Source organism: Salarchaeum japonicum, from assembly GCF_049705945.1.
Taxonomy (GTDB): domain Archaea; phylum Halobacteriota; class Halobacteria; order Halobacteriales; family Halobacteriaceae; genus Salarchaeum; species Salarchaeum japonicum_A.
In genome coordinates this window covers 32289-50167 of sequence record NZ_JBNAMV010000002.1, presented here as the reverse complement: position 1 = coordinate 50167, position 17879 = coordinate 32289, and the positions used below count along the sequence as shown (strand labels likewise).

At 60.4% G+C, this 17879-nt stretch carries 15 protein-coding genes; 1 reads left to right on the top strand and 14 read right to left on the bottom strand.

Annotated features, from left to right (window positions below; genetic code table 11):
* Positions 1-2: 2 nt before the first annotated feature.
* From ACOZ4O_RS00815 to ACOZ4O_RS00765, 11 genes are all read right to left on the bottom strand, one after another.
* On the bottom strand, positions 3-3827 hold the full coding sequence (locus tag ACOZ4O_RS00815; RefSeq protein WP_424523470.1) for an ATP-binding protein: 3825 nt from the start codon (positions 3825-3827) through the stop codon (positions 3-5).
* Positions 3820-6054, bottom strand: coding sequence for a VirB4 family type IV secretion system protein (locus ACOZ4O_RS00810; RefSeq protein ID WP_424523469.1), 2235 nt, complete (start codon positions 6052-6054; stop codon positions 3820-3822). Before ACOZ4O_RS00810 ends, ACOZ4O_RS00815 begins: the two co-directional genes overlap by 8 nt.
* The gene (locus tag ACOZ4O_RS00805; RefSeq protein ID WP_424523468.1) at positions 6038-7159 is read right to left on the bottom strand and encodes a hypothetical protein; all 1122 of its coding nucleotides are present in this window, start codon (positions 7157-7159) and stop codon (positions 6038-6040) included. The genes ACOZ4O_RS00810 and ACOZ4O_RS00805 overlap by 17 nt, the downstream gene beginning before the upstream one ends.
* A 6-nt stretch (positions 7160-7165) precedes the next feature.
* On the bottom strand, positions 7166-8227 hold the full coding sequence (locus tag ACOZ4O_RS00800; protein WP_424523467.1) for a hypothetical protein: 1062 nt from the start codon (positions 8225-8227) through the stop codon (positions 7166-7168).
* Between the two features lie 2 nt (positions 8228-8229).
* Positions 8230-9087, bottom strand: coding sequence for a hypothetical protein (locus ACOZ4O_RS00795; RefSeq protein WP_424523466.1), 858 nt, complete (start codon positions 9085-9087; stop codon positions 8230-8232).
* Positions 9084-10817 carry a hypothetical protein gene (locus tag ACOZ4O_RS00790; protein WP_424523465.1) on the bottom strand — a complete coding sequence of 578 codons (1734 nt, stop codon included), beginning with the start codon at positions 10815-10817 and terminating at the stop codon, positions 9084-9086. The genes ACOZ4O_RS00795 and ACOZ4O_RS00790 overlap by 4 nt, the downstream gene beginning before the upstream one ends.
* Positions 10818-10844: 27 nt before the next feature.
* A complete protein-coding gene (locus tag ACOZ4O_RS00785) occupies positions 10845-11264 on the bottom strand; it encodes a hypothetical protein (protein WP_424523464.1) in 420 nt (139 codons plus the stop codon).
* Between the two features lie 6 nt (positions 11265-11270).
* Entirely contained in the window at positions 11271-11549 is a 279-nt protein-coding gene (locus ACOZ4O_RS00780; RefSeq protein WP_424523463.1) for a hypothetical protein, read from the bottom strand.
* A 208-nt stretch (positions 11550-11757) separates the two neighbouring features.
* A complete protein-coding gene (locus tag ACOZ4O_RS00775) occupies positions 11758-11940 on the bottom strand; it encodes an exodeoxyribonuclease VII small subunit (protein ID WP_424523462.1) in 183 nt (60 codons plus the stop codon).
* A 2-nt stretch (positions 11941-11942) separates the two neighbouring features.
* Positions 11943-12995: an exodeoxyribonuclease VII large subunit gene (gene xseA, locus ACOZ4O_RS00770; protein ID WP_424523461.1), complete on the bottom strand. Its 1053-nt coding sequence runs from the start codon at positions 12993-12995 to the stop codon at positions 11943-11945.
* A 75-nt stretch (positions 12996-13070) separates the two neighbouring features.
* Positions 13071-13238 carry a DUF1931 domain-containing protein gene (locus ACOZ4O_RS00765; protein ID WP_123115140.1) on the bottom strand — a complete coding sequence of 56 codons (168 nt, stop codon included), beginning with the start codon at positions 13236-13238 and terminating at the stop codon, positions 13071-13073.
* A 73-nt stretch (positions 13239-13311) separates the two neighbouring features.
* On the opposite strand from ACOZ4O_RS00765, the gene ACOZ4O_RS00760 reads away from it, so the two are divergent.
* Entirely contained in the window at positions 13312-14244 is a 933-nt protein-coding gene (locus tag ACOZ4O_RS00760) for a hypothetical protein (protein WP_424523460.1), read from the top strand.
* A 31-nt stretch (positions 14245-14275) separates the two neighbouring features.
* On the opposite strand, the gene ACOZ4O_RS00755 is transcribed toward ACOZ4O_RS00760, so the two are convergent.
* The 3 genes from ACOZ4O_RS00755 to ACOZ4O_RS00745 form a co-directional block, all read right to left on the bottom strand.
* Entirely contained in the window at positions 14276-15496 is a 1221-nt protein-coding gene (locus ACOZ4O_RS00755; RefSeq protein WP_424523511.1) for a competence protein CoiA, read from the bottom strand.
* 98 nt (positions 15497-15594) lie between these two features.
* Positions 15595-16434: a homing endonuclease associated repeat-containing protein gene (locus ACOZ4O_RS00750; protein ID WP_424523459.1), complete on the bottom strand. Its 840-nt coding sequence runs from the start codon at positions 16432-16434 to the stop codon at positions 15595-15597.
* A gap of 64 nt (positions 16435-16498) precedes the next feature.
* On the bottom strand, positions 16499-17725 hold the full coding sequence (locus tag ACOZ4O_RS00745) for a phage integrase SAM-like domain-containing protein (protein ID WP_424523458.1): 1227 nt from the start codon (positions 17723-17725) through the stop codon (positions 16499-16501).
* Between the last annotated feature and the right edge of the window lie 154 nt (positions 17726-17879).

Genomic DNA, 17879 nt, shown 5'->3' with positions numbered 1-17879 from the left:
TGTCACTGGTTGAGTTCTTGATCGAGATTTTTGAAGCCCCGAACGGTGGTCAGGCCCGCAGCATCGAGGTCGTCGACGGCGTCTCTGATGGTCGCGAACGACCGTGCCGCCCGCCCGCTGACCCGCTCGTCGATCCGATCCGCGTCGGCAAGGCTCTCCAGGACGTCGAGCGCCGTCTCGCGATTGTTGAAGGCCCAGATCGCGTCGGCGTCCACCGCGCTGAGTTTGTCGTAATCCTCGACCGGGGCGTGCCGGTTGTTACTCGCAAGCTCTGCTTCGCCGGCCCAGACGAGATCGCCGCCCTCGTCGAAGCCGGCCACGTCCAGTACCGTGCCGTCGTCAGTTTCGTAGTACGGTTCCACGCGACCGACGTCGTCCCGCTGCTGGAGCCAGAGCTCGAGGAGCCGGACGCCAACCTTGTGTGGCGTTTTCTCACCGAGATCGCCCGCTCCTGGTCCCGCCTTCAATTCTCTCCCGAGGAGGTCTCGACCGTCCGGGAGGACGGTGTAGTACTTGCGCCCCGCCGCGGAGTCCGCTTCCAGGAGGTCCTGCTCCGTGAGCCGCTCCACATGGAGGTCGTCGTATTCGTCCCGAAGCTGGCTCATCCTGTCCAGTAGCGTGTACTCGTCGTCCTCTCGGTTCATCACGTCGAGGACCCGATTCAGGAACCGAACGTCGTCACGGCTGAGTCCGCGTTGTCGGAGTTCGTCATCGGGGACGGGTACGCTGCTTTCCTGGATGGGCGTTGCCCCGTTCTCCGGCTGCGGTGCTTGGTCACCAGCTGGTTCCTCGTCCGTCTCGGTGGCCTGCCCGAACAGGGGGCTCATTGCTGCCTTGTCTGCATCTGGGTCGCTGTCCGTCTCGGACTGGGTGGTCGATGTCGATGTGTCCTCGGTCGTCGATTCGCTGATGAACGCGGATTGCGTCGGGTCCGTTCCTGAGTCGGCGTCGGCAGCCGAGCCTGTCGTTTCGGCACCCGAACTCCCCCAGCTAGACTCTTCCGGAGCAGTGTTCGACTCAGTCGGCTCTGTTAGCCCGTACTGGGCCTGTGTCCGCTCGACCATCCGTGGCCGGGACACGGACTCGAAATGGTCTTCCTGGGGTTCTGTGAGCGGCTGGTCGCTTTCTGGATGCCCCGGCGCAATCGGGAGCGGTTTCAGCGAAAACGGCGGCGGCCCAGTCTCCCCGAACGACGGACTCGGGAGTTGGGCGATCCACTCGCCACTTGGGAGCGTGTTGATCCGGTTGCGGAGTTCGGTCGGGCTGAGGTCCTCGTGGGCAAGCGACTCTGCTAGGTCGCGCTCGATCGAGATGTTCCCGATAAGCTTCGTCTTGATGTTGTTTAGCACCTCGTCATAGGCTCGCTCGTTCCGGTTCCGCACCTGTTCAGGGAACTGCATCACGAGCCCCATACTCAGCCCGAACGACCGGCCCTGCGGCAGGAGCTGTTCGGAGACGAGCTTCGTTGACGCGACCGGCGCCGCCTCCTCGATGATGAGGTTCGTGAGCTTCTCGTAGTCGGTCTGGCCGTCGCGCCGGCGCACCTGGACGGCGTCCCAGAGATTGCTCAACAGTAGTAGGGTGATCGCTCGCTGGGCCTCCGGCCGCAGGTCGCCGAGGTCGAAGATGATGGTGGCGTCTTCATCGAGGAACTCGCGGAAGTCGAATCGGTTGTCGACGTACTCGCCGGCGTCATTCTGCTCGGGGACGTGGCTGAAGATCCGCCGGAGATGCGCGTCCTCTTTGAGCTTGTCGAGGCGGTTTCCGACGGCGTCCATCGACACCTGGAACTGGTGGTTGTCCTTCGCAAAGTGGCGCGTCAGCGATTCCTCGATGTTCTGGTTATCCGCAGAGACCGGGGGAATCGTCTGGTCGCGCTGCATCCGGAGCGCGGCGGCGAAGAGGTCGTCCAGCCCGAACACGTCGCTCCCGTACTCCTCGTCGAACAGCGCCTTGATCAGGTAGCTCAGAATCCCGTTCGCGACGAACGCCTGGCCGTACTGCTCGCGGCCCATAATCATCCGGAGGATGTCGTGGAAGTGGTCGACCTTGTCCTGAATCGCGTCCTCCCGGTTGCGACCAGCTTCGAGCGCGGGCCGGATGTCGAAGAAGGAGAACGCGGGGATGGTCTCCGGGACGCGGAAGTGGTAGGCGTCGTCGAGACCACCGAACCGCTCGTAGTGGCAGCGCAGGTAGTTCTCACACATTCCGTCCCCCTTCGGGTCGACGAGGACGACGGGGCCACCCGTCGTCTCGCGGAGCGAGAGGGCGTCGTTGATGATGGCCTTCGACTTCCCGCCACCCGTCGACGCGAACCGCCCGTAATGCGTCGGCAACAGGTCCGGCGGGATCCGGATGGGGTCCGGTCGTGGCTCACCGTTCTCGTCGAGCGCGTAGCCGATGGCCATCCCGTCTTGGAACTGCTGGATCAGATCCGGATTGGGCCACGGGAGCGGATTTCGACTCTGCTGTTCGGCTCTGGTTCCCCGCGTCCCCTCGACGGTCAACTGTTCGGAGGAGGGGACGAGGACGAAGTTCGCGAGCTCCCTCCCGCTGAGGACCAGCTCGGGACGGGTCTTCCCTCGTCCCGTCGTCAACTCGCGATTGAGGAGGCGCTGGAGAGCGGCCCGTGCCTTCTTCTCCTTCGTCTTCTCACGGAAGCCGCTGTCCCGGAGGCGTTGCCCCTCGACCTCGTAGAACGGCCCATCAAGCGGATCGAACACGGGGAGGAGCGAGTCCATCCGACCATCGAGGTCGTCGCGGGTGGTGTCGGTGGGGACGCCGACGGCCCGGATGTTGACCGTGAACGCCCGTTTGGCGTTCTTCGCGTCGATGTACTCGATCCGCTTCTCGACGGCCTCGCTGAGCTGTCGGTCGTCCTGGTCGCTCCGCTGTTCCTCGACCTCGAGTAACGACCCGACGACCTCCTGGAAGAACGTATCCCGGCCGTCGACGAGGTCCTCTTTCCGCACCTCCGCGTCGGACTGCCAGCTGGCACGCCGTTGGAAGACGACCTGGAACGCGGTCGGCGCTGTCGCCTCCATCAGGTGGTCGATTAGCGACGCCAGCGCCGCGCCGGGCTCGTCGACGGACGAGAGATCGCCGTTCGTTTCCTCTGCCGTGAACGGCGTCAGCGAGGTCATCCAGTCCTGCTTCCGCGACGCGGCGCCACACCACCGGACCCCGAGCGGTGAGACGGCGTCTTGGGCCGGGCGAGCCAGAATCGTTCCCGCCGGTGTCATCGTCGGCTTCTCGATGGCCCGTCGCTCTTCCTCGTCGTCTGGAAGTGCATCGGGCGGCGCTAGTTCCAGGGCTGAGTCCCCGACAGTCACGTGATGATCGGGGACGCTCGTGGCTGCCGTACCGCCGTCGACAACGGGGTCCGCTTCGGCCGGCTCGGAGTCCCCTGATTCCTCGTCGACGATGTCGTACTGTTCTGCCGGGCCAAACTCGTACTGCAGCCGCCCGGCCTCGTAGTGGTCGACGAATTCCTGCGGTGTGAGCTCGACTGGCTGAATGAGCCGAGCGGCGACGTCGACGTCGACGCGTTCGATGTCGAACGTGGCCGGATAGATGGAGCGGAGGCGCTTCTCGAGCGTATCGAGATGGGCATCGGCCCCGTAGAAGAACTCTACCGGGTCGTCCGGGCCATCACTGATCGCGAGAAACTCGAATCGGGGTGGTGTCTCACTGTGGAGTGGGTTCAGCTTCGCCCCGAGGCCCGACGAGCCGGGCGTGGTCAGTTTGTGGAGGCTGTCGAGGACTCGGGGGATGCTCTCCGGGTCAAGCCGCTCGGATGTCGGCGTGACGCGCAGGTACTCAGCCATCATTGGTGTCCTCCGTTGACCCGCCGTCTGGCTCAGCTTCGACGGCGTCTGATTCCTCGTTCAGTTCGCTCGTTTCGTTCGTTCCGTTCGTTGCTCGGTGTTCGAGCTCTTCCTGGAACTCCTCCATCTCGGTATCGACGGCGTCGTCGCCGGCGCCGGGCAGCGAGGACCGGATCTGTGAGGTCGGGTCGAAGTCGATGACCTGCTTCTCCTTGGGCATCGCTTTGACCTGGATACCGCGCCACTCGCCGTCGACGCCCACTAGGGCCTCGGAGAAGCCGGCGTCCTCGTTGCCCGGCACGGCGTCCTGGACGAACCGCATCTGCGCGTAGTTCAAGCCGAACTCGTCTGCCCACTCCTCGTCCATCCCGTCGAGGCGGTGGAACTGCTTGACCGCACACTGGTCCAGAATGGCCTCGCTCTCGGCGTGCTCGAAGAACTCGTCGACGGTCTGCGTGACCAGCCGAATCGAGAGGTCGTGGTGCCGGTGGTGGCGGAACACCGTCTCAAGGAACGCCAGACTCGCGGCGTCCTGCATAATGTAGCGCGCCTCGTCGATGTAGAACACGACCTCCTTCTCCGAGACTTTCGCCCGCTCGTACACCAGCGAGATGAGTAGCTGCATCGTCAGCGCCGTACTACTGTCGACGCTGCCCTCCTGCTGGGCGAGGTCGAGGTAGATGACCTTCTCGTCGCGAATGTCGAAGTCGGACTCTTGGCCGAGATTGGCGTGCCGACCGTCGTCCTCGAAGGGGCGGAGCTGGTCGAGGAGCCACGTCGCGTCCTCCTTGATTTTCCCGGCTTCCTCGTCGGACCGGACGACGAATTCCTCGGGGTCGTCAACCATGTCCTCGAAGACGTCCATCATATCCTGAATCGTCGGGCTCGGGTTGTCGTGCGTCGAGATGTCGTCAGTGATGCCGTTGCGCTTGTACGCTCGCTTGAGCCCGAGTTCGAGCGTCGTTCGGCGGTCACCCAGCGAGATGCCCCGCAGCGCGAAGAAGTTCGTGAGGAAGCTCATCGCGTCGTCGAGCTTCTCGTTGAACGGGCTGGCGTCCTCGCCCATCGCCCGCTGGACGTGCTCGGGCGTCTCCCGAATCTCCAAGGGATTCAGCCCGAGCGTCCCGCCGACCGTGATGCGTTTGGCGTCGAGTGCTTCGGCGACGCCGGCCCAATTGTTCAACGGCTCAAGGATGATGCCGATACGGTCCTTGCTCTGCTCGATGGAGCGGATGAAGTTCTGCTTCGAACTGAACGACTTCCCCGAGCCGGTGTCGCCGACGGTGAACATCGCGTAGCCGTTGTCCCGCGCGAACGGATCGATAACCACGGGGCTCTGGTTGTCCTTGTGAATCCCGAATTCGACGCCGCCCTCTTCGAGAATCGTCGCGTTGTGCGGCGAGGACAGTAACGCACCGACGGCGCCGCCGAGCGCAATCGACGTCCGCCCGAACTCGTTGTCGCCGATGGGCGCGGCGGACTGGAGGGCGAGATCCTGGCGACAGATGGCCGTCTTCGGCGTGAGGTTCGCCGGATCGTCACGGAGCGCGCTCTTGACCTTCTGGACGGCGTCCCGGAGGTCCTCCTTCTCGTCGGCCCGGACCGTGATGAACATCCCCTGGTCGAAGACATTCGCGCCGTTCTCGACGGCCTTGTACGTCGCTGCGGCCTCGTTGGCGCGTTCCTGTAGGTAGGCACTCCGCACGCTCTGTTCAAGGTCAGCGTCCACCTGAAGGTCGTCAGCGATATCCTGCAGTTCGTTCCGCGCCCGCTCCTGGTTCTTCGGCGTGATGTGGGCCGTCAGATCGAACTGCACGTCCGTCATCTCGAAGAGCTCGGAGAGGTAGCCGTCGTTGGGGTAGTCCGGGTAGTCAGCGATGTACAGCGTCGTCGTCCACTGCTCGCCGACCCGTGCCGCACGCGTCTCCCACTCGATTGCCGCTGGCGCCGTCACCGTCTTGTGCGACTCAGCGATGTCGTCGAGGAGCTGGCGTTCGGCGGCGCCCTGTTCGATGGTCTCCTCGTCGAGCAGATCCGAGAACTCGACTTCTTCCTCGTCGTCTTCGGTGTACCAGTCCCAGAGGAATTTCCCGCCGATCCCGACTAGTACCGCGAGCAGGATGTAGAGAGCCGCACCTTCAGCTGAGGTCGGACTCGTGAGCCACTCCGTGAGCTGGCCAACGGCTCCGCTGCCCGTCTGGAGGACGAGGTTACGCATCGTGGGCATCCTCCCGGCGCGAATGGCCGATGATGGGTTGTTCGCGAACGACGCTCTCTGCGTCGTCGTAGTCGTGTTCGCGGCCGTTCCAGAAGTCCATATTCAACACGAAGAGTTCGACCGTGCTGAGCCGGCGTGCGGACCAGCCCGACGCCTGCTGGATGAACTCCGACCGCACATCGTTGACCCGGCTATCCAGCTTCTCGAACATCTGTGCGCGGCGCTCGACGTCGGTGAGGTCCTCGCGGCGGGTTACGAACGGGTTGAACAGGAACCCGATGACGGGGAACTGCGTCAGCTTCTCGGCCGGTGTCCCCTCGTCTCGGAAGCGGTCATAGACCTCCAGCGGGGTGACTTGGACGCCGATGTAGTACCGCATCTGCTGGATTCCACGGTCGCGCATCTCTTTCGGCCGCGTCTCTCGATACTCTTCGAGGAGTTCCCGGAAGATCGGATTTTCTTTGACGTCCTCGTCGTTCAGGCGGTCTTCGATGTTCTCGGTGATCTGTTCGACCGGGAACGAGCGGGTCGTGGCGTGGAGTTTGAGCTTCGAGTCCAGTTCCTTGTTGGCGAACTCCTCGCCGGCGTCTTGGAGCTGTGCCCAGTCGTCGGACATCGCGAAGTCCATGTTTCCGGGATCGATCTCGATGAACGCCTCCATCGTGCCGTCCGCGCGCTGGATCGCGCCAGCCCCCGGCCACGCCCGCTCGATATTCGTGAGGTCCTGCGTCCGCTCGTCGGGCTTGAACGGTGTGTAGTTCGCGAGCCCGCCCTCGTTGCGCTCTGTTTCGTTGGTACTACTGTCGGCTTCCTCCGGGGCGCTGAACGTGATCTGGGGGCGCTTGACGTAGCGATAGACGTCTTTCGTCCACGTCCACGCGTTGAGGTGGTCGGGCGAGACGTAGACGATCGCGACGCCGAACCCGAACCCACCTGCGACGAACGGGAGGGCGAGTGATTCGATGCCGGTGAGGCCAGCGATGAACAGGCCGACGATCGGGAAGGCGATCAGGACGCCGACGTCGCCTTCCTCGATGTTGAGGTAGGGGATGCGGCTCTCCTCACCGAACTGGTCCATGATGCGCCGTGCGGCTGCGTCTTCGTCGATGGACATGGATTGTTAGTAACCTCCAGGGTCGTTCTCGGTCCGCCGGTAGGACGGCGTCCCGCCGTCTTCGTCGCTGTTCGCGCCCCGGGCTGCAGCTTTCTGCGCCACAGCGTGTCCTGCTGCGGCCTTCGGTCCCCATCGGGCCGCGGTCGTCGCGACGCCGGCGCCGCCGATGTAGGCCCCAGCGGCGACACCGCCGACGAGGGCCGCTCCTTTCGTCGCACCACCGAGAACCTTCGCCGTCAGTGGGGTTGCGTATTTGAACGTCTTCCAGGTTAGGTAGAGTGCGATCAGCGGGAGCGATGCCGCGACTAGATACCGCAAAAACGGACTACTCGGAGCGATGGCGTTCTGAGAGTACAGCAAGTCGTATCCTTTGAACACCACCGCTGCAGGTAGAGGCAGGACCGCTAACGGGACGAATTTCTTACTGAACCCCATCGCGATATCCGAGAGCACGGGGACGTTTCCGTAGGCCAACGCGAACGCAATTGGCATCCCATACACGTAGACGTAGAGCAAGACTTCGCGAATGTAGTAGAGTGCCTCCAAAGCCCACATTGAGAGTCCTCCAATCAATGCGAATACGAGTGAAAGCCCAGGGTTTGTGATTGAGACTTCGAGCAAGTTGAGCATCGCATCGCCCAGCGAACCCAGACTCGGCATCAGGGCGATAGTGAACCCGTCCACGATGTAGAGTCCAAGAATACTGACCCAGTACCAGCTGATAATCAGAAACGCGCCGACCCAAGCTGTTTTCTTGGTGCGCCTGGCCTCGTATGCACTTCCAATATTGAATATACGGATTGTGTGACGGCCCTGAACGCACATCACGAGGAGCAGCAGCGAGATCAACATGATCTCTCCCCCTACAAGCGCGTCCTGAATTGACGGCCAAGGAGCATTACTGGGCTCTCCGAAGACGAATGCACCATCCGTCTCCGGCGTTGGTGTCCCGAACATCTCCTCGGTGAGGGTCTCATAGCCGGAACGCAGGCCGTCCATGAAGAGGCCGACAATCCAATCGACGACCTCTTTGAATCCCTCAAGGACGACGTCGATTAGATCAACCATGGTTAAGCCTCACTGATGGAAATATCGCAGTTATCGGTTTCTTGGGAGCCTGAATACTGGATACTGTACATTTTGGTGACTCGGTCCCCGCCAACTCGCGTCTCAAGTATTAGTTCAAACTCGCCAGTCTTCGACTCCTTCGAACAAGACGTGCCTGCTCCAGGAACGAAAGCGAAGGGCGAGCGTGAACTATAGAGCGTAATTTGTTCCCCCGGGCCGATAATGACCTGCTCAATCTCGGAGTCGGACTCCGGGTCGTAAATCCCGCTTACGTCTTCATCATCGACATAGTTCGTCCCCTCTTCGTCGGACGGATAGGGGACATCACCAATGAAGAGCAATTTTGTAACCGCATCAGGGCCAGTCCCCTGGTTTTCGAGGGTGACGAAGGCCTCCTCTTCGATTTCGCTTTCTGGTCCATCCCACATCTCTTCAGGCTGGTTTCTACCGATGCCCATCTCGATGATCCCGAGGTTTGGCTGGACAGAATGCGAGCTTTCACCGACTGTTTCCTCATCGCTGAGGGCTACTATTTCGTACTCGCCAGGAGCGTACGCTGTGCCGAGGTCAAATGAGACTTGCTGGGAACCTGCAGCGACCTCCCGCTGTCCGAACAGTTCGCCGTCCGGTTGGATGAGGTTGATCTGGTCGAACCCCGAGTCCGAATCGAACTGGACGATGAGTTCTGTTCCTTCGACAGTCACCTGCTGGAACACACCAGATCCGTCTCCTGGACTTGAACTACCGTTAGGACCGGTGCTTCCGTTGCCATCCAGACAGCCGGCCACGCTCGCGAGAGCGGCGCCGGCAACTGTTCGGAGGGCGGTCCGTCTACTGAGGTGGGGATTGTCCTGAGTCATGGGTTTTGTCCGAAGATGTCTTCTGGGCCGAGCATCCGCAAGAGGCGCTTGCCAGCGTAGAACATCACGAAGAAGGGCAGGAGCTGCCAGCCGACCTCGAACACCAGCGCAAACCAGCCGTCGATCGTCCCAAGTGGGTGCCACCGGGCCGTCGCGGTATCACTCACGTACGCCGGGTCGTGACCGAGCCACGAGCCCGGATGGTACCGAGCCGTGTAGATGCCCGGTTCGTTGATGGTCACGATCGCCACCCCGGAGGCGTTGGTCTCGACGCGCTGATCCGCGACCGTGATGTACCCGTTTCGGCTGGTGCCGCCGATTGGATACTGACGGCTATCGTCGAGCGCAATCGGCGCACCAGTTTGATTGTCCCGGAGTTCGACCCTGAGCGTCGCTTGCGACTGATTCTGTTGGATGACCTCGACAGTGAGATTGCTGCGGCGGAGCTGCCGCTCGGAGCCGGCATCCGGCTCGACGATTGACGCATTCACGCCCCGGACGATTCCCGCAACATGGAGCGCCTCTCGATCGACGTTCTCAGCTCGAACGGCGACGCCGTACGTCGTCGTGTACGACTCGTTGATGATGTCTATATTGATGTTCTCACCGATGGTGCCGACTGGTGACGGGCGGTCAGTCCCCCAGGTCTCGATGAGTTCCGGCCCGTCTCGAACCGGCTCGGCACGCGGCCCGATCCGCGAGGGATAGGCATGGACGTACACCGGAATCGCGTCTGACTCGACGGTGGCGCTATCCGTGCGATTCGACCGGACGAGCGTGTCCCAGTTGGTGTTCCGAGCGGTGTAGAACCGCCAGATGCCACGGACCCGTGCCTCACCGTCCTCCGTGAGCGTGTACCCCTGCCATGGCCGCGACTGGAAGATGGCCACGCCGGCGTCGCCGTTCGGATACTCGGCGTAGTAGGGGTACGCCGAGAGGTCGTATATCTCGACGGCGATCGAATCGGAGACGTTCCGTGTTTCCGTCCGATAGGTGACGTCGACGTCCGTCCGGTCACCCAGGTCGGTTCTGACGGTTTTCTTCAGCCTGACGCTAATCTCCGCTTCCAGCGTGAGATTCGCACTCCAGTCGTCCTCGATCTGGTAGTCGAGGGCAGGCGTATGGGCCCCGTCACGCTCGGCGATGGTCTCGCCGTTCTTCTTCAACCGGACTTCTTCGATCTCGTGCTCCGTGAGCGACCACGAGATAGTCGTGTTGCCGGAGGAACTCCCGTTGGGGACGCGAACGCGGTAATCAACGAACCCGCGCATCGTCCCATTCGGTGCGATGTACAGTGGGGTTTCACCGGACTCGAGGTGTCCACGAGTGGAGGGCTGGACCGCGAAGATCGTTGCGTGAGCATCTTCGATGAAGACGCCGTCCTCGAGGTCCGCGTGCGGCGGATGCACGGACGTATCTGGGCCGCCGGCATCGAGGTCCTCGAAGTCGTTCCGTGTCCACGTCGCCGCGGTCGCGGGCGGGCGTTTGAACGTGACGTCGGTCCCGTTCGCGACTTGGTGGACGGCGGAGCGGTCCTCGCCGTACCGCTGGCGGTACTCCTCCTGGCTGATGTAGTTGTCCGCATCACGTGACCACAGCGTTGCCGACTCGTTTTCCGTGAGCCCGTTCCCCTCCGTACCTGGTCGTGGCGGGTCAGCGGCGACGATACCCGTGACTAGGCTCGTCGCGAGCAAGCCGGCCATGAGCACGGAGAGCTCTCGATGGTTCATAGGGCTCGCACGGGGACTGCGGAGTGGTTACCAGGGGACGAGGTCGACACACTGCGCCAGCGGGAGGCCCATCATCGACCCGGCGACGGTGTACAGCGGGCCGAGGACGACGAGGACGACCGCGGACTTCATCGCCGACCGTTTGTGGCGCTTGAGGCCCTTCTTCTGCTCGGGATTGAGGGTGAACATCTCGATGAGGGAGTCCGCCTGCCAGACGATGGCGAGGCCGACGATCCCCAGCCCGGTGGTCAGCTGGAAGAACCCCTCAATCATGCTCGGGAGGTTGTCTGCGCTACAGACCGCGTTACTCTGGGCGGCGACCGGCTGGACAGCGAACAGGCTCAGGAGGACGACGGTGAGCGCTGCCTGCCGGTGGATCTTCCCGGTCAGCGGTGATTGGTTTTCGACGCTAGGCTCAGGGTCGGAGGGAGTCTGGTCCTGTGACATAGCGAGTCAATCATCTGTGGCGTCTCCAGCTGGTGGCTGGTTCTGTTGCTCTTCGACGAGCGACTGGAGGTCGTCGAATCGGTTGGTGTCCTCTGCGATCTCGTCGAGCGTGTAGCCCTGCTCGCGGGCCCGTTCGAGGAGGTCGCGGAGTTCATCGGGGTCAACACCGCGGACTTCCATTTCCTCGCGGAGGGCGCGGCGATAGAGGGCGGAAGCGTTGATGTGGTCGTTCCACATCAGGTACAGGTCATCGATCTCCTCGATGGTGACTGACCTCGTAATCATACATGCGGGTATGGGTATGCACCGGTTGAGTCACGGTACATATTGGCGCGGTAGTTGGATGATACCTAAATGCTTTCTGGCTATCAACTGCTGCAAATTTGTCGAGTAAATTATAACCAAATCACTTGTTGACCTCATAGAAAAGACTTAACCAACACCTGCCGAGTGCGGTGGGGAGTCTGTTGGTTAAGACCGAGAATCAGCTCGCTTACTCGAGCTCCACAACTTCGCCGTTCCCCTCGTCGAGGATCTCTCGCACTTCGGCCAGGAGCTCCTCACCTTCCTCGTGCAGTGCAGTCCCTTCATTGAGGTCGCATTCGTCCGCGTCGAGCTGCTCAATGATCTCCTCGACGCGACTCACCCGATCGTGGATTTCGGCGTCTTTTGCCACGGTTAGATCACCCCCAGCCAAAGCCCGGTGATGACCAGTAACAACATCAGCAGTACAGCGATGGCGACCTTGTAGTAAATCGGTGGGAGGCCCTCGGGTGCGATCGCTTCATCGACTGCTTCGGCGAGCTCCTGTTCGTGTTCGTGGTCCTGCTGGAAGGTCTCGTACGCGGCGTCGAGCTGTTGCTCCAGCGGCTCGATCTCACTCGCAAGGAACTCTTGGCGGGAGTTCACGATATACTCGCCGGCGGCAGTCGGCGTGATCGTCGCGACGTCCGCCACCTGATCCGCGATGAGTCGGTCATCAGTGTGTCCAATCGCGGTGACCACCGGGGTATTCGCGGTGAAAATCGCCTCCGCAACCCGCTCGGTGTTGAAGGCCTGGAGGTTCGAATCGCTCCCACCGCCCCGACCGACAATGATGGCGTCGACGTCCTCCGAGCGGTCGAGATGATGAATGCCGTTCGCGATGGACGTCGGCGCGTTCGACCCCTGGACGGTTGCGTCCTTCACCAGGATGTCGACGGTGGGGTCCTGTCCGTGGATCGCGTTCTGGATGTCGTACCGGGCGTCTCCTCGAAGGGACGTGACGACGCCGACCCGCTCCGGGAACGCCGGCGGGCGCTGTTTCTGCTCGTCGTCGAACCAGCCACGCTCCTCGAGTTCGCTTCGTAGTCGCTCGACGGCAGCTGCCTGGTCGCCGTCGCCGACGACAATCACCTCCCACGGTTTGAGGTCGATTTTCCCACCTTCGACCCAGTAGTCGATATCGCCCTCGAGGATGACTTCGGTCCCGTCCTCGAGGTCGGCGTCCATCTCCCGGTAACGGTTCGCCCAGATCATACAGGGGAGCTCGGCGTCGCCGTCGGTGAGCGTGAAGTAGAGCGCCGTGCTGTTCTTGTGGAGGTCAGTGACCTCCCCGATACAGCGGACGCCGTTGAGGGCAGGCGTGTCCTGGACGACCGACGCGATCCGGTCGTTCAGCTGGGACACGCTAAGGACCTCTCTCGCATCGGGTTCGACCGCCTGCCGTTCGGTATCCGGTGCGTCCGCCATCTCCGTTTCCTAACTTCTGAACAGGAACCTCAAAAAGCTACGTTCGAGGGGCGGGGTTAGCTGCGTTACGCAGGCCTACAGGTCGCGGGGCTGGACCGTCTTCCGGTCGTTGGCCTCGGCACGCTCTGCGGCGTCGTCGAGCAGTTCGGCGACCTCTTCGTTGAGGGCGTCGTAGAAATCTGCCGAGACGTTATTGTCCGAGAGTGCGTCCTTCACGGCTGCTTTGACGATTAGGTCAGACATTGCGTAATAGGATTCACCAGCTACTATATAAACGGTCATTCTTTGTGTCAACCACACATCTTGGAGACATAGTATGGAAGAACTCGATTTGGAGAACCCTTTGGCAGACTTATGGCGTCGTAATTTCGCATTTGGCTACTGGGATAATCGAATCAAGAAACTCAACCCCTACAATCGCTACGACGGAATAGACTCGCTCTATATTCTAGCTCAGTTATCCGATCTATATGCCCACCTGTTCGCGGTGAATGCTCGGAATCCAGAGCAGCCCTGGATGATGGTGAAAGAGGATACCTATACACGGGATATCGCCAGTGTCCTTGATGAGCTTACAGTCGAATTTGATGACAGCGAGATGGTTTCAGTTAGCCGCTTAGCGGAGGAGCCGGAGGATCTAATTGAGTTTGAGCAGGTCATCGACGAAATAGATGCAACAGACCGGGAGATGATCGCACGAGAGTTCTTGGGATGTTCTGCAGTCTACGACGAGGAAACAAATGAATTAGACTTCGTTGAAGATCCCAACCTACATATCGCAGCTGCGAATGCCGCCCTCAATTTTTGGCGAGGATTCCGACCGCTACTGAATGATTTGAAGCACGGGTTTCGCGTTCTACCAGTCACGATCGCGGATATCGAGTGGCTTTGGGAAGAGGGGCTTTTCGGACAGCTGGATACCGAGGTTGAAGACCTAATAGACGACATGGAAGCTGTACAGCAGGACCAATGGGGCTTCTTTTTCCTTAGACTCCAAACGGAGTCGCTGGGGAACCGACATTACGACGCTGAGTTGAACCTCTACCATGTGAACAGTGAGGTGTGCAAGCAGATGTCGAAGGTGATTTTGAATCTTATCTACAACCTGATTATGGGACGAGAAGGCGGACAAACTATAGCAGAACCAATGTCAGAGGCAATAGAGCAGTCCAGTTCTACAGATGTCTACTCAATTCAGACCTTAGAGCATCTAATTACGATGAGTCTCCAGGTAGAGAAGCCTACGTGAGTTCTATTTTGGGGTTCTCGATATCCCGCCTCTATGGATCTATCTGAAAGCAGTCCGGGCAATAGTCCCAGTCCGCCTGTTCGTGGTGAGAGCAGTTGTTACACTTTCGCGGATTTCCGTTTAGGTTGTCCAATCCCCAATCCGGGTTTGGAGCTTTTCCGAACAGAATTGCCGCCTCCGTCTCCCCATGCCCGGTATGGTTCGTGAGAAGGTGAACAGGGCAGTGCTGGCATTCCCAGAGCGCGACGTCGACGCGATCATCGTACCTTCGTTTGATGACCTCCTTTCTCGTCCATTCGTGAATGCCGTGTGGTCCGCGACACGGTGCGACATCAGTACGGTTTGCTAATGCTCCCTCAACCGACCGTTCACGACCAAACGAGTCGCCGTTCTTCCAGTCGTCAAAATCGTTCGCAACATCTGGATAGGGGATAACAGCGTCACGAAGAACTTCGATGTCGACCTCTGGTGCGAGCACCCCCTCGTAGTCGTACACGAACCTGGTTAGTTCGTGATCGTAGCGCCGGCGTGATCCGCACCACCAGCAGTATTCGTATTCGTATCCGTCCGGATGCGCATATCCTGGGACTTGGCTCCAATTGTGGCTCCCGTATTCTTCGACGAAATGGCAGCCTCGAGATTTTTCCTCCCAGTCGAGATTCGCTTCGACACGAGTGTCGAACTCCCACGGGTCGTACTCACGGATGCTGAAAGCACGACCGTCGTCGGCTCGGAACGCGTCGTCGACGACCTGATAGTCCAGCTGCTCGTCACCAAAATCCTCAGACTCTAACCACGCGACTGAGTACCCCGCTGAAAGGTAATCGTGGGAGGTTCCTTCGATATCCTTGCTGTGGTGCTTGTGTTGAACCTCGATGATAAGGCCGCCTCCGAAGAAGGGGTTTTCCTCATCGAACTCAACGAGGGCGTCGGCCCGTCGGGTCTCGGGAGTTGTTGGCGTCCCTGTCGCGTCGATTGTGATTTCAGCCCCGACGCGTGCTGCATTCGGATAATGGTCAGCAAGCGTAGCGACTGCCAATGCCGTACAGCGAGCGTGGGTATCTGATTCCCCCTGGCCCGCCTTTGAACAGGACTCAGCTGCGTCGTCGGCAGCGTGAAAGAAGTGGCGGGCACGGTGGTCCCCGTCGCGAGGATAAAGGATACTTCGGCACTCAGGACATTCGACGGGTTGCTGGTCATTGACCTGTATGGGGGTGACAATCTTCCCGTCGTCGAGCGCTCTGAACGGCACGGTCAACTGAAACAAAATACGTGGTCTGCTTGAACGTTCCGCTGTTCCGGATTACAGATGACAAGAGAATATGCCGAGATAAAATGGGAATGAGGATTCTATTTTTCAGAGAACGGATGGTGTTCTCCGTGGCATTCTGCACAAAGTGTCTCTAAGTTCTCTACAACATCGGCATCGGCCGGGTCTTCGAATTCTGCAATATCAGTCAAATGATGCACGTTCAATCCGACACCAAATTTCTCTTGATGCTTTTCTTCAGAAATTCCACACGATTGGCACTCATAGTCATCTCGTTTTAGTGCCTGTGTACGGAGTTCTTTCCACTCTGCGCTTGCGTAGTGCTTCTGCCGAGAGTCACGACTTGCCGGAATGGACGGGTCTGGGCCGTCAATATTCGCTCTATTCAGGGCTTCCGACCAGCTCCCAAATCGGTACTGGTAGGTTTGACTACTGTACTCGCCGGCGTGATCCATCATTCGAACCGACGCTCTGCCTGTCAACTCAAAGACTCGCCAGAGCTCACTAATGAGATCCCACTCGCTGTATTGTTTCGATCCATCCGCATCGTGATCGTACCTTCCGGGTTCAACATCAGTCAGCCCAGCGAAGACAGCTGTACCGTACACGGAGCCGAACTCATTAATATAGTCTTCGCGACTGTATCCATCTATCTCATCTAATTCGTGAGGCGTCGGCATTCGTCCGAGTGCGTCATATTGTCGGCGGAAACGATTGAGCATCACCTGGCGGTTCGAGTTGGACGCACCATCCTTTCCAGGCGAATTTGCTGGAGTTTCCTCCTGGTCAGAATCTCTAGAATCAGAAAGTTCTATAACCCTCTTTCTTGCCTCAATTCTTGAAATATTGTGGGCGTTCGTCAGATGAGTTACCAGCCCATCTGAATCCGAGAAGGATTTTGAGCACTGAGGACAATCCATCTGTTCTTATTCGAGCAGGGTGCTGAATAGAAATATTGGTTATTGAGAGAGACGGAATACCAACCTAAGAATCGATTTCATTGAGAGCTTCCGTCGCCACATCTCCGAGTTCTCCCGCTTCGATATGCGAGTACCTCTCACGCACCATCTCCTCGGAGTTATCTAAGTAACGGGCAGCGACCGTGTACCCAAACGCACGGACAAGTACCTCACCCATCCCACGTCGACCCCCGTGCGGAGCAAGATAATCGTGTTTCGGATGGTCGATGTCGATCTCTGCAGCCTCTGAGAGCCGTTGGAGAATCGACCGTGCGCCGTCCGTCGTGATTGACGGCGGCCGGATATCCTCATCGAGCGCCAGCAGGAGGTCTCGAGCGTATTCTTCACGGCGCTCAGTAATTGCTTCTGGGCGTTCTCCCCGGTCTTCAAGCTCATCCTGAACGAGCCCCGCAAGCGTCCGTTGGTCGAACGTCGGAAACACCGGCCAGCGCTCCGTCGGCGGGTCCATCAGCTTGCGGTAGCTCCGCAGCGGCGAGATCACCGGGTCGGGGAGACTCGCGGCGTCCCACTGCTGTTTCTTCCGATAGACGTCCATACTCCCGTCGTCAAGGGAGAGGTCCTCCCAGCGGACGCCCCGCCGGCGTGGGTCGTTCGGATCGCGGAGGAGTTCGCCGACGCGGACGGCGGTGTACGCGAGTACGAACACCAGAGCCCGGTCACGAGCCGCCTTCAGCGCCGCGTAGCGTCCTCGCTGCTTGTCGAGGAGGTCAGTATCCTCTGGAAGTGTCGTGTACGCCTCGACGGCGTCGCGGGCCCGTTCGTCGACGTGGCGGGTGAGGGCGTGGCGCTGTTCGGACGTCCAGGCCTGCTGGTCGCCGGGCTTGCGGCCGTCGTCCTCCGGCAGCGGCGCCATCGCACTGGCCCGCTGTGCGTAATGCGCCTCGAGATATCCCTCGTTGACGCACCAGCCACACCACGCAGAGATATAGCGGTAATAGGTTTGGACGGTGTTCTGCTTGAGGCCACGGTCACCACCGAGATGTCGGGCGTACTCCCGGAACACGCGTTCGTCGAGATCGTCAAAGGTCGGCTCGCGGTCGACGTCGTCGGGGACGATCCCGGTCCAGTCGTCGGCGCCGCGGTCGCCGGCGGCCCACTCGGCGAATCGTTCGAGCTCGCGTGCAGCGTTACGTCGATAGTTCCCACCGTCGCCGCCGCGGCCTTTCCCCTTGTCTTGGAGGTAGCGCTCGAAGCTGTCGTCGAGCGGCGTCGAAAGCGCTCGGTCAGGCATTCACCGGCCCTCCACCGTCCTGCGGGCCCGGTCTCGGGTCCTCTACCCTGGGGGAAGCGCCGTCGTGAGGGGGTTGCAGCATCCGTGCTTCACCGACGGCGGCGGGGTACTTCAAAGTGGTCGTGATTACCGACATAATCACGTCCAGACGCTT

What these genes read in the sequence shown, in the direction of transcription:
- ACOZ4O_RS00815 (WP_424523470.1), bottom strand. Translation starts at nt 3,827, where the DNA reads ATGGCTGAGTACCTGCGCGTCACGCCGACATCCGAGCGGCTTGACCCG.
- ACOZ4O_RS00810 (WP_424523469.1), bottom strand. Translation starts at nt 6,054, where the DNA reads ATGCCCACGATGCGTAACCTCGTCCTCCAGACGGGCAGCGGAGCCGTT.
- ACOZ4O_RS00805 (WP_424523468.1), bottom strand. Translation starts at nt 7,159, where the DNA reads ATGTCCATCGACGAAGACGCAGCCGCACGGCGCATCATGGACCAGTTC.
- ACOZ4O_RS00800 (WP_424523467.1), bottom strand. Translation starts at nt 8,227, where the DNA reads ATGGTTGATCTAATCGACGTCGTCCTTGAGGGATTCAAAGAGGTCGTC.
- ACOZ4O_RS00795 (WP_424523466.1), bottom strand. Translation starts at nt 9,087, where the DNA reads ATGACTCAGGACAATCCCCACCTCAGTAGACGGACCGCCCTCCGAACA.
- ACOZ4O_RS00790 (WP_424523465.1), bottom strand. Translation starts at nt 10,817, where the DNA reads ATGAACCATCGAGAGCTCTCCGTGCTCATGGCCGGCTTGCTCGCGACG.
- ACOZ4O_RS00785 (WP_424523464.1), bottom strand. Translation starts at nt 11,264, where the DNA reads ATGTCACAGGACCAGACTCCCTCCGACCCTGAGCCTAGCGTCGAAAAC.
- ACOZ4O_RS00780 (WP_424523463.1), bottom strand. Translation starts at nt 11,549, where the DNA reads ATGATTACGAGGTCAGTCACCATCGAGGAGATCGATGACCTGTACCTG.
- xseA (WP_424523461.1), bottom strand. Translation starts at nt 12,995, where the DNA reads ATGGCGGACGCACCGGATACCGAACGGCAGGCGGTCGAACCCGATGCG.
- ACOZ4O_RS00765 (WP_123115140.1), bottom strand. Translation starts at nt 13,238, where the DNA reads ATGTCTGACCTAATCGTCAAAGCAGCCGTGAAGGACGCACTCTCGGAC.
- ACOZ4O_RS00760 (WP_424523460.1), top strand. Translation starts at nt 13,312, where the DNA reads ATGGAAGAACTCGATTTGGAGAACCCTTTGGCAGACTTATGGCGTCGT.
- ACOZ4O_RS00750 (WP_424523459.1), bottom strand. Translation starts at nt 16,434, where the DNA reads ATGGATTGTCCTCAGTGCTCAAAATCCTTCTCGGATTCAGATGGGCTG.
- ACOZ4O_RS00745 (WP_424523458.1), bottom strand. Translation starts at nt 17,725, where the DNA reads ATGCCTGACCGAGCGCTTTCGACGCCGCTCGACGACAGCTTCGAGCGC.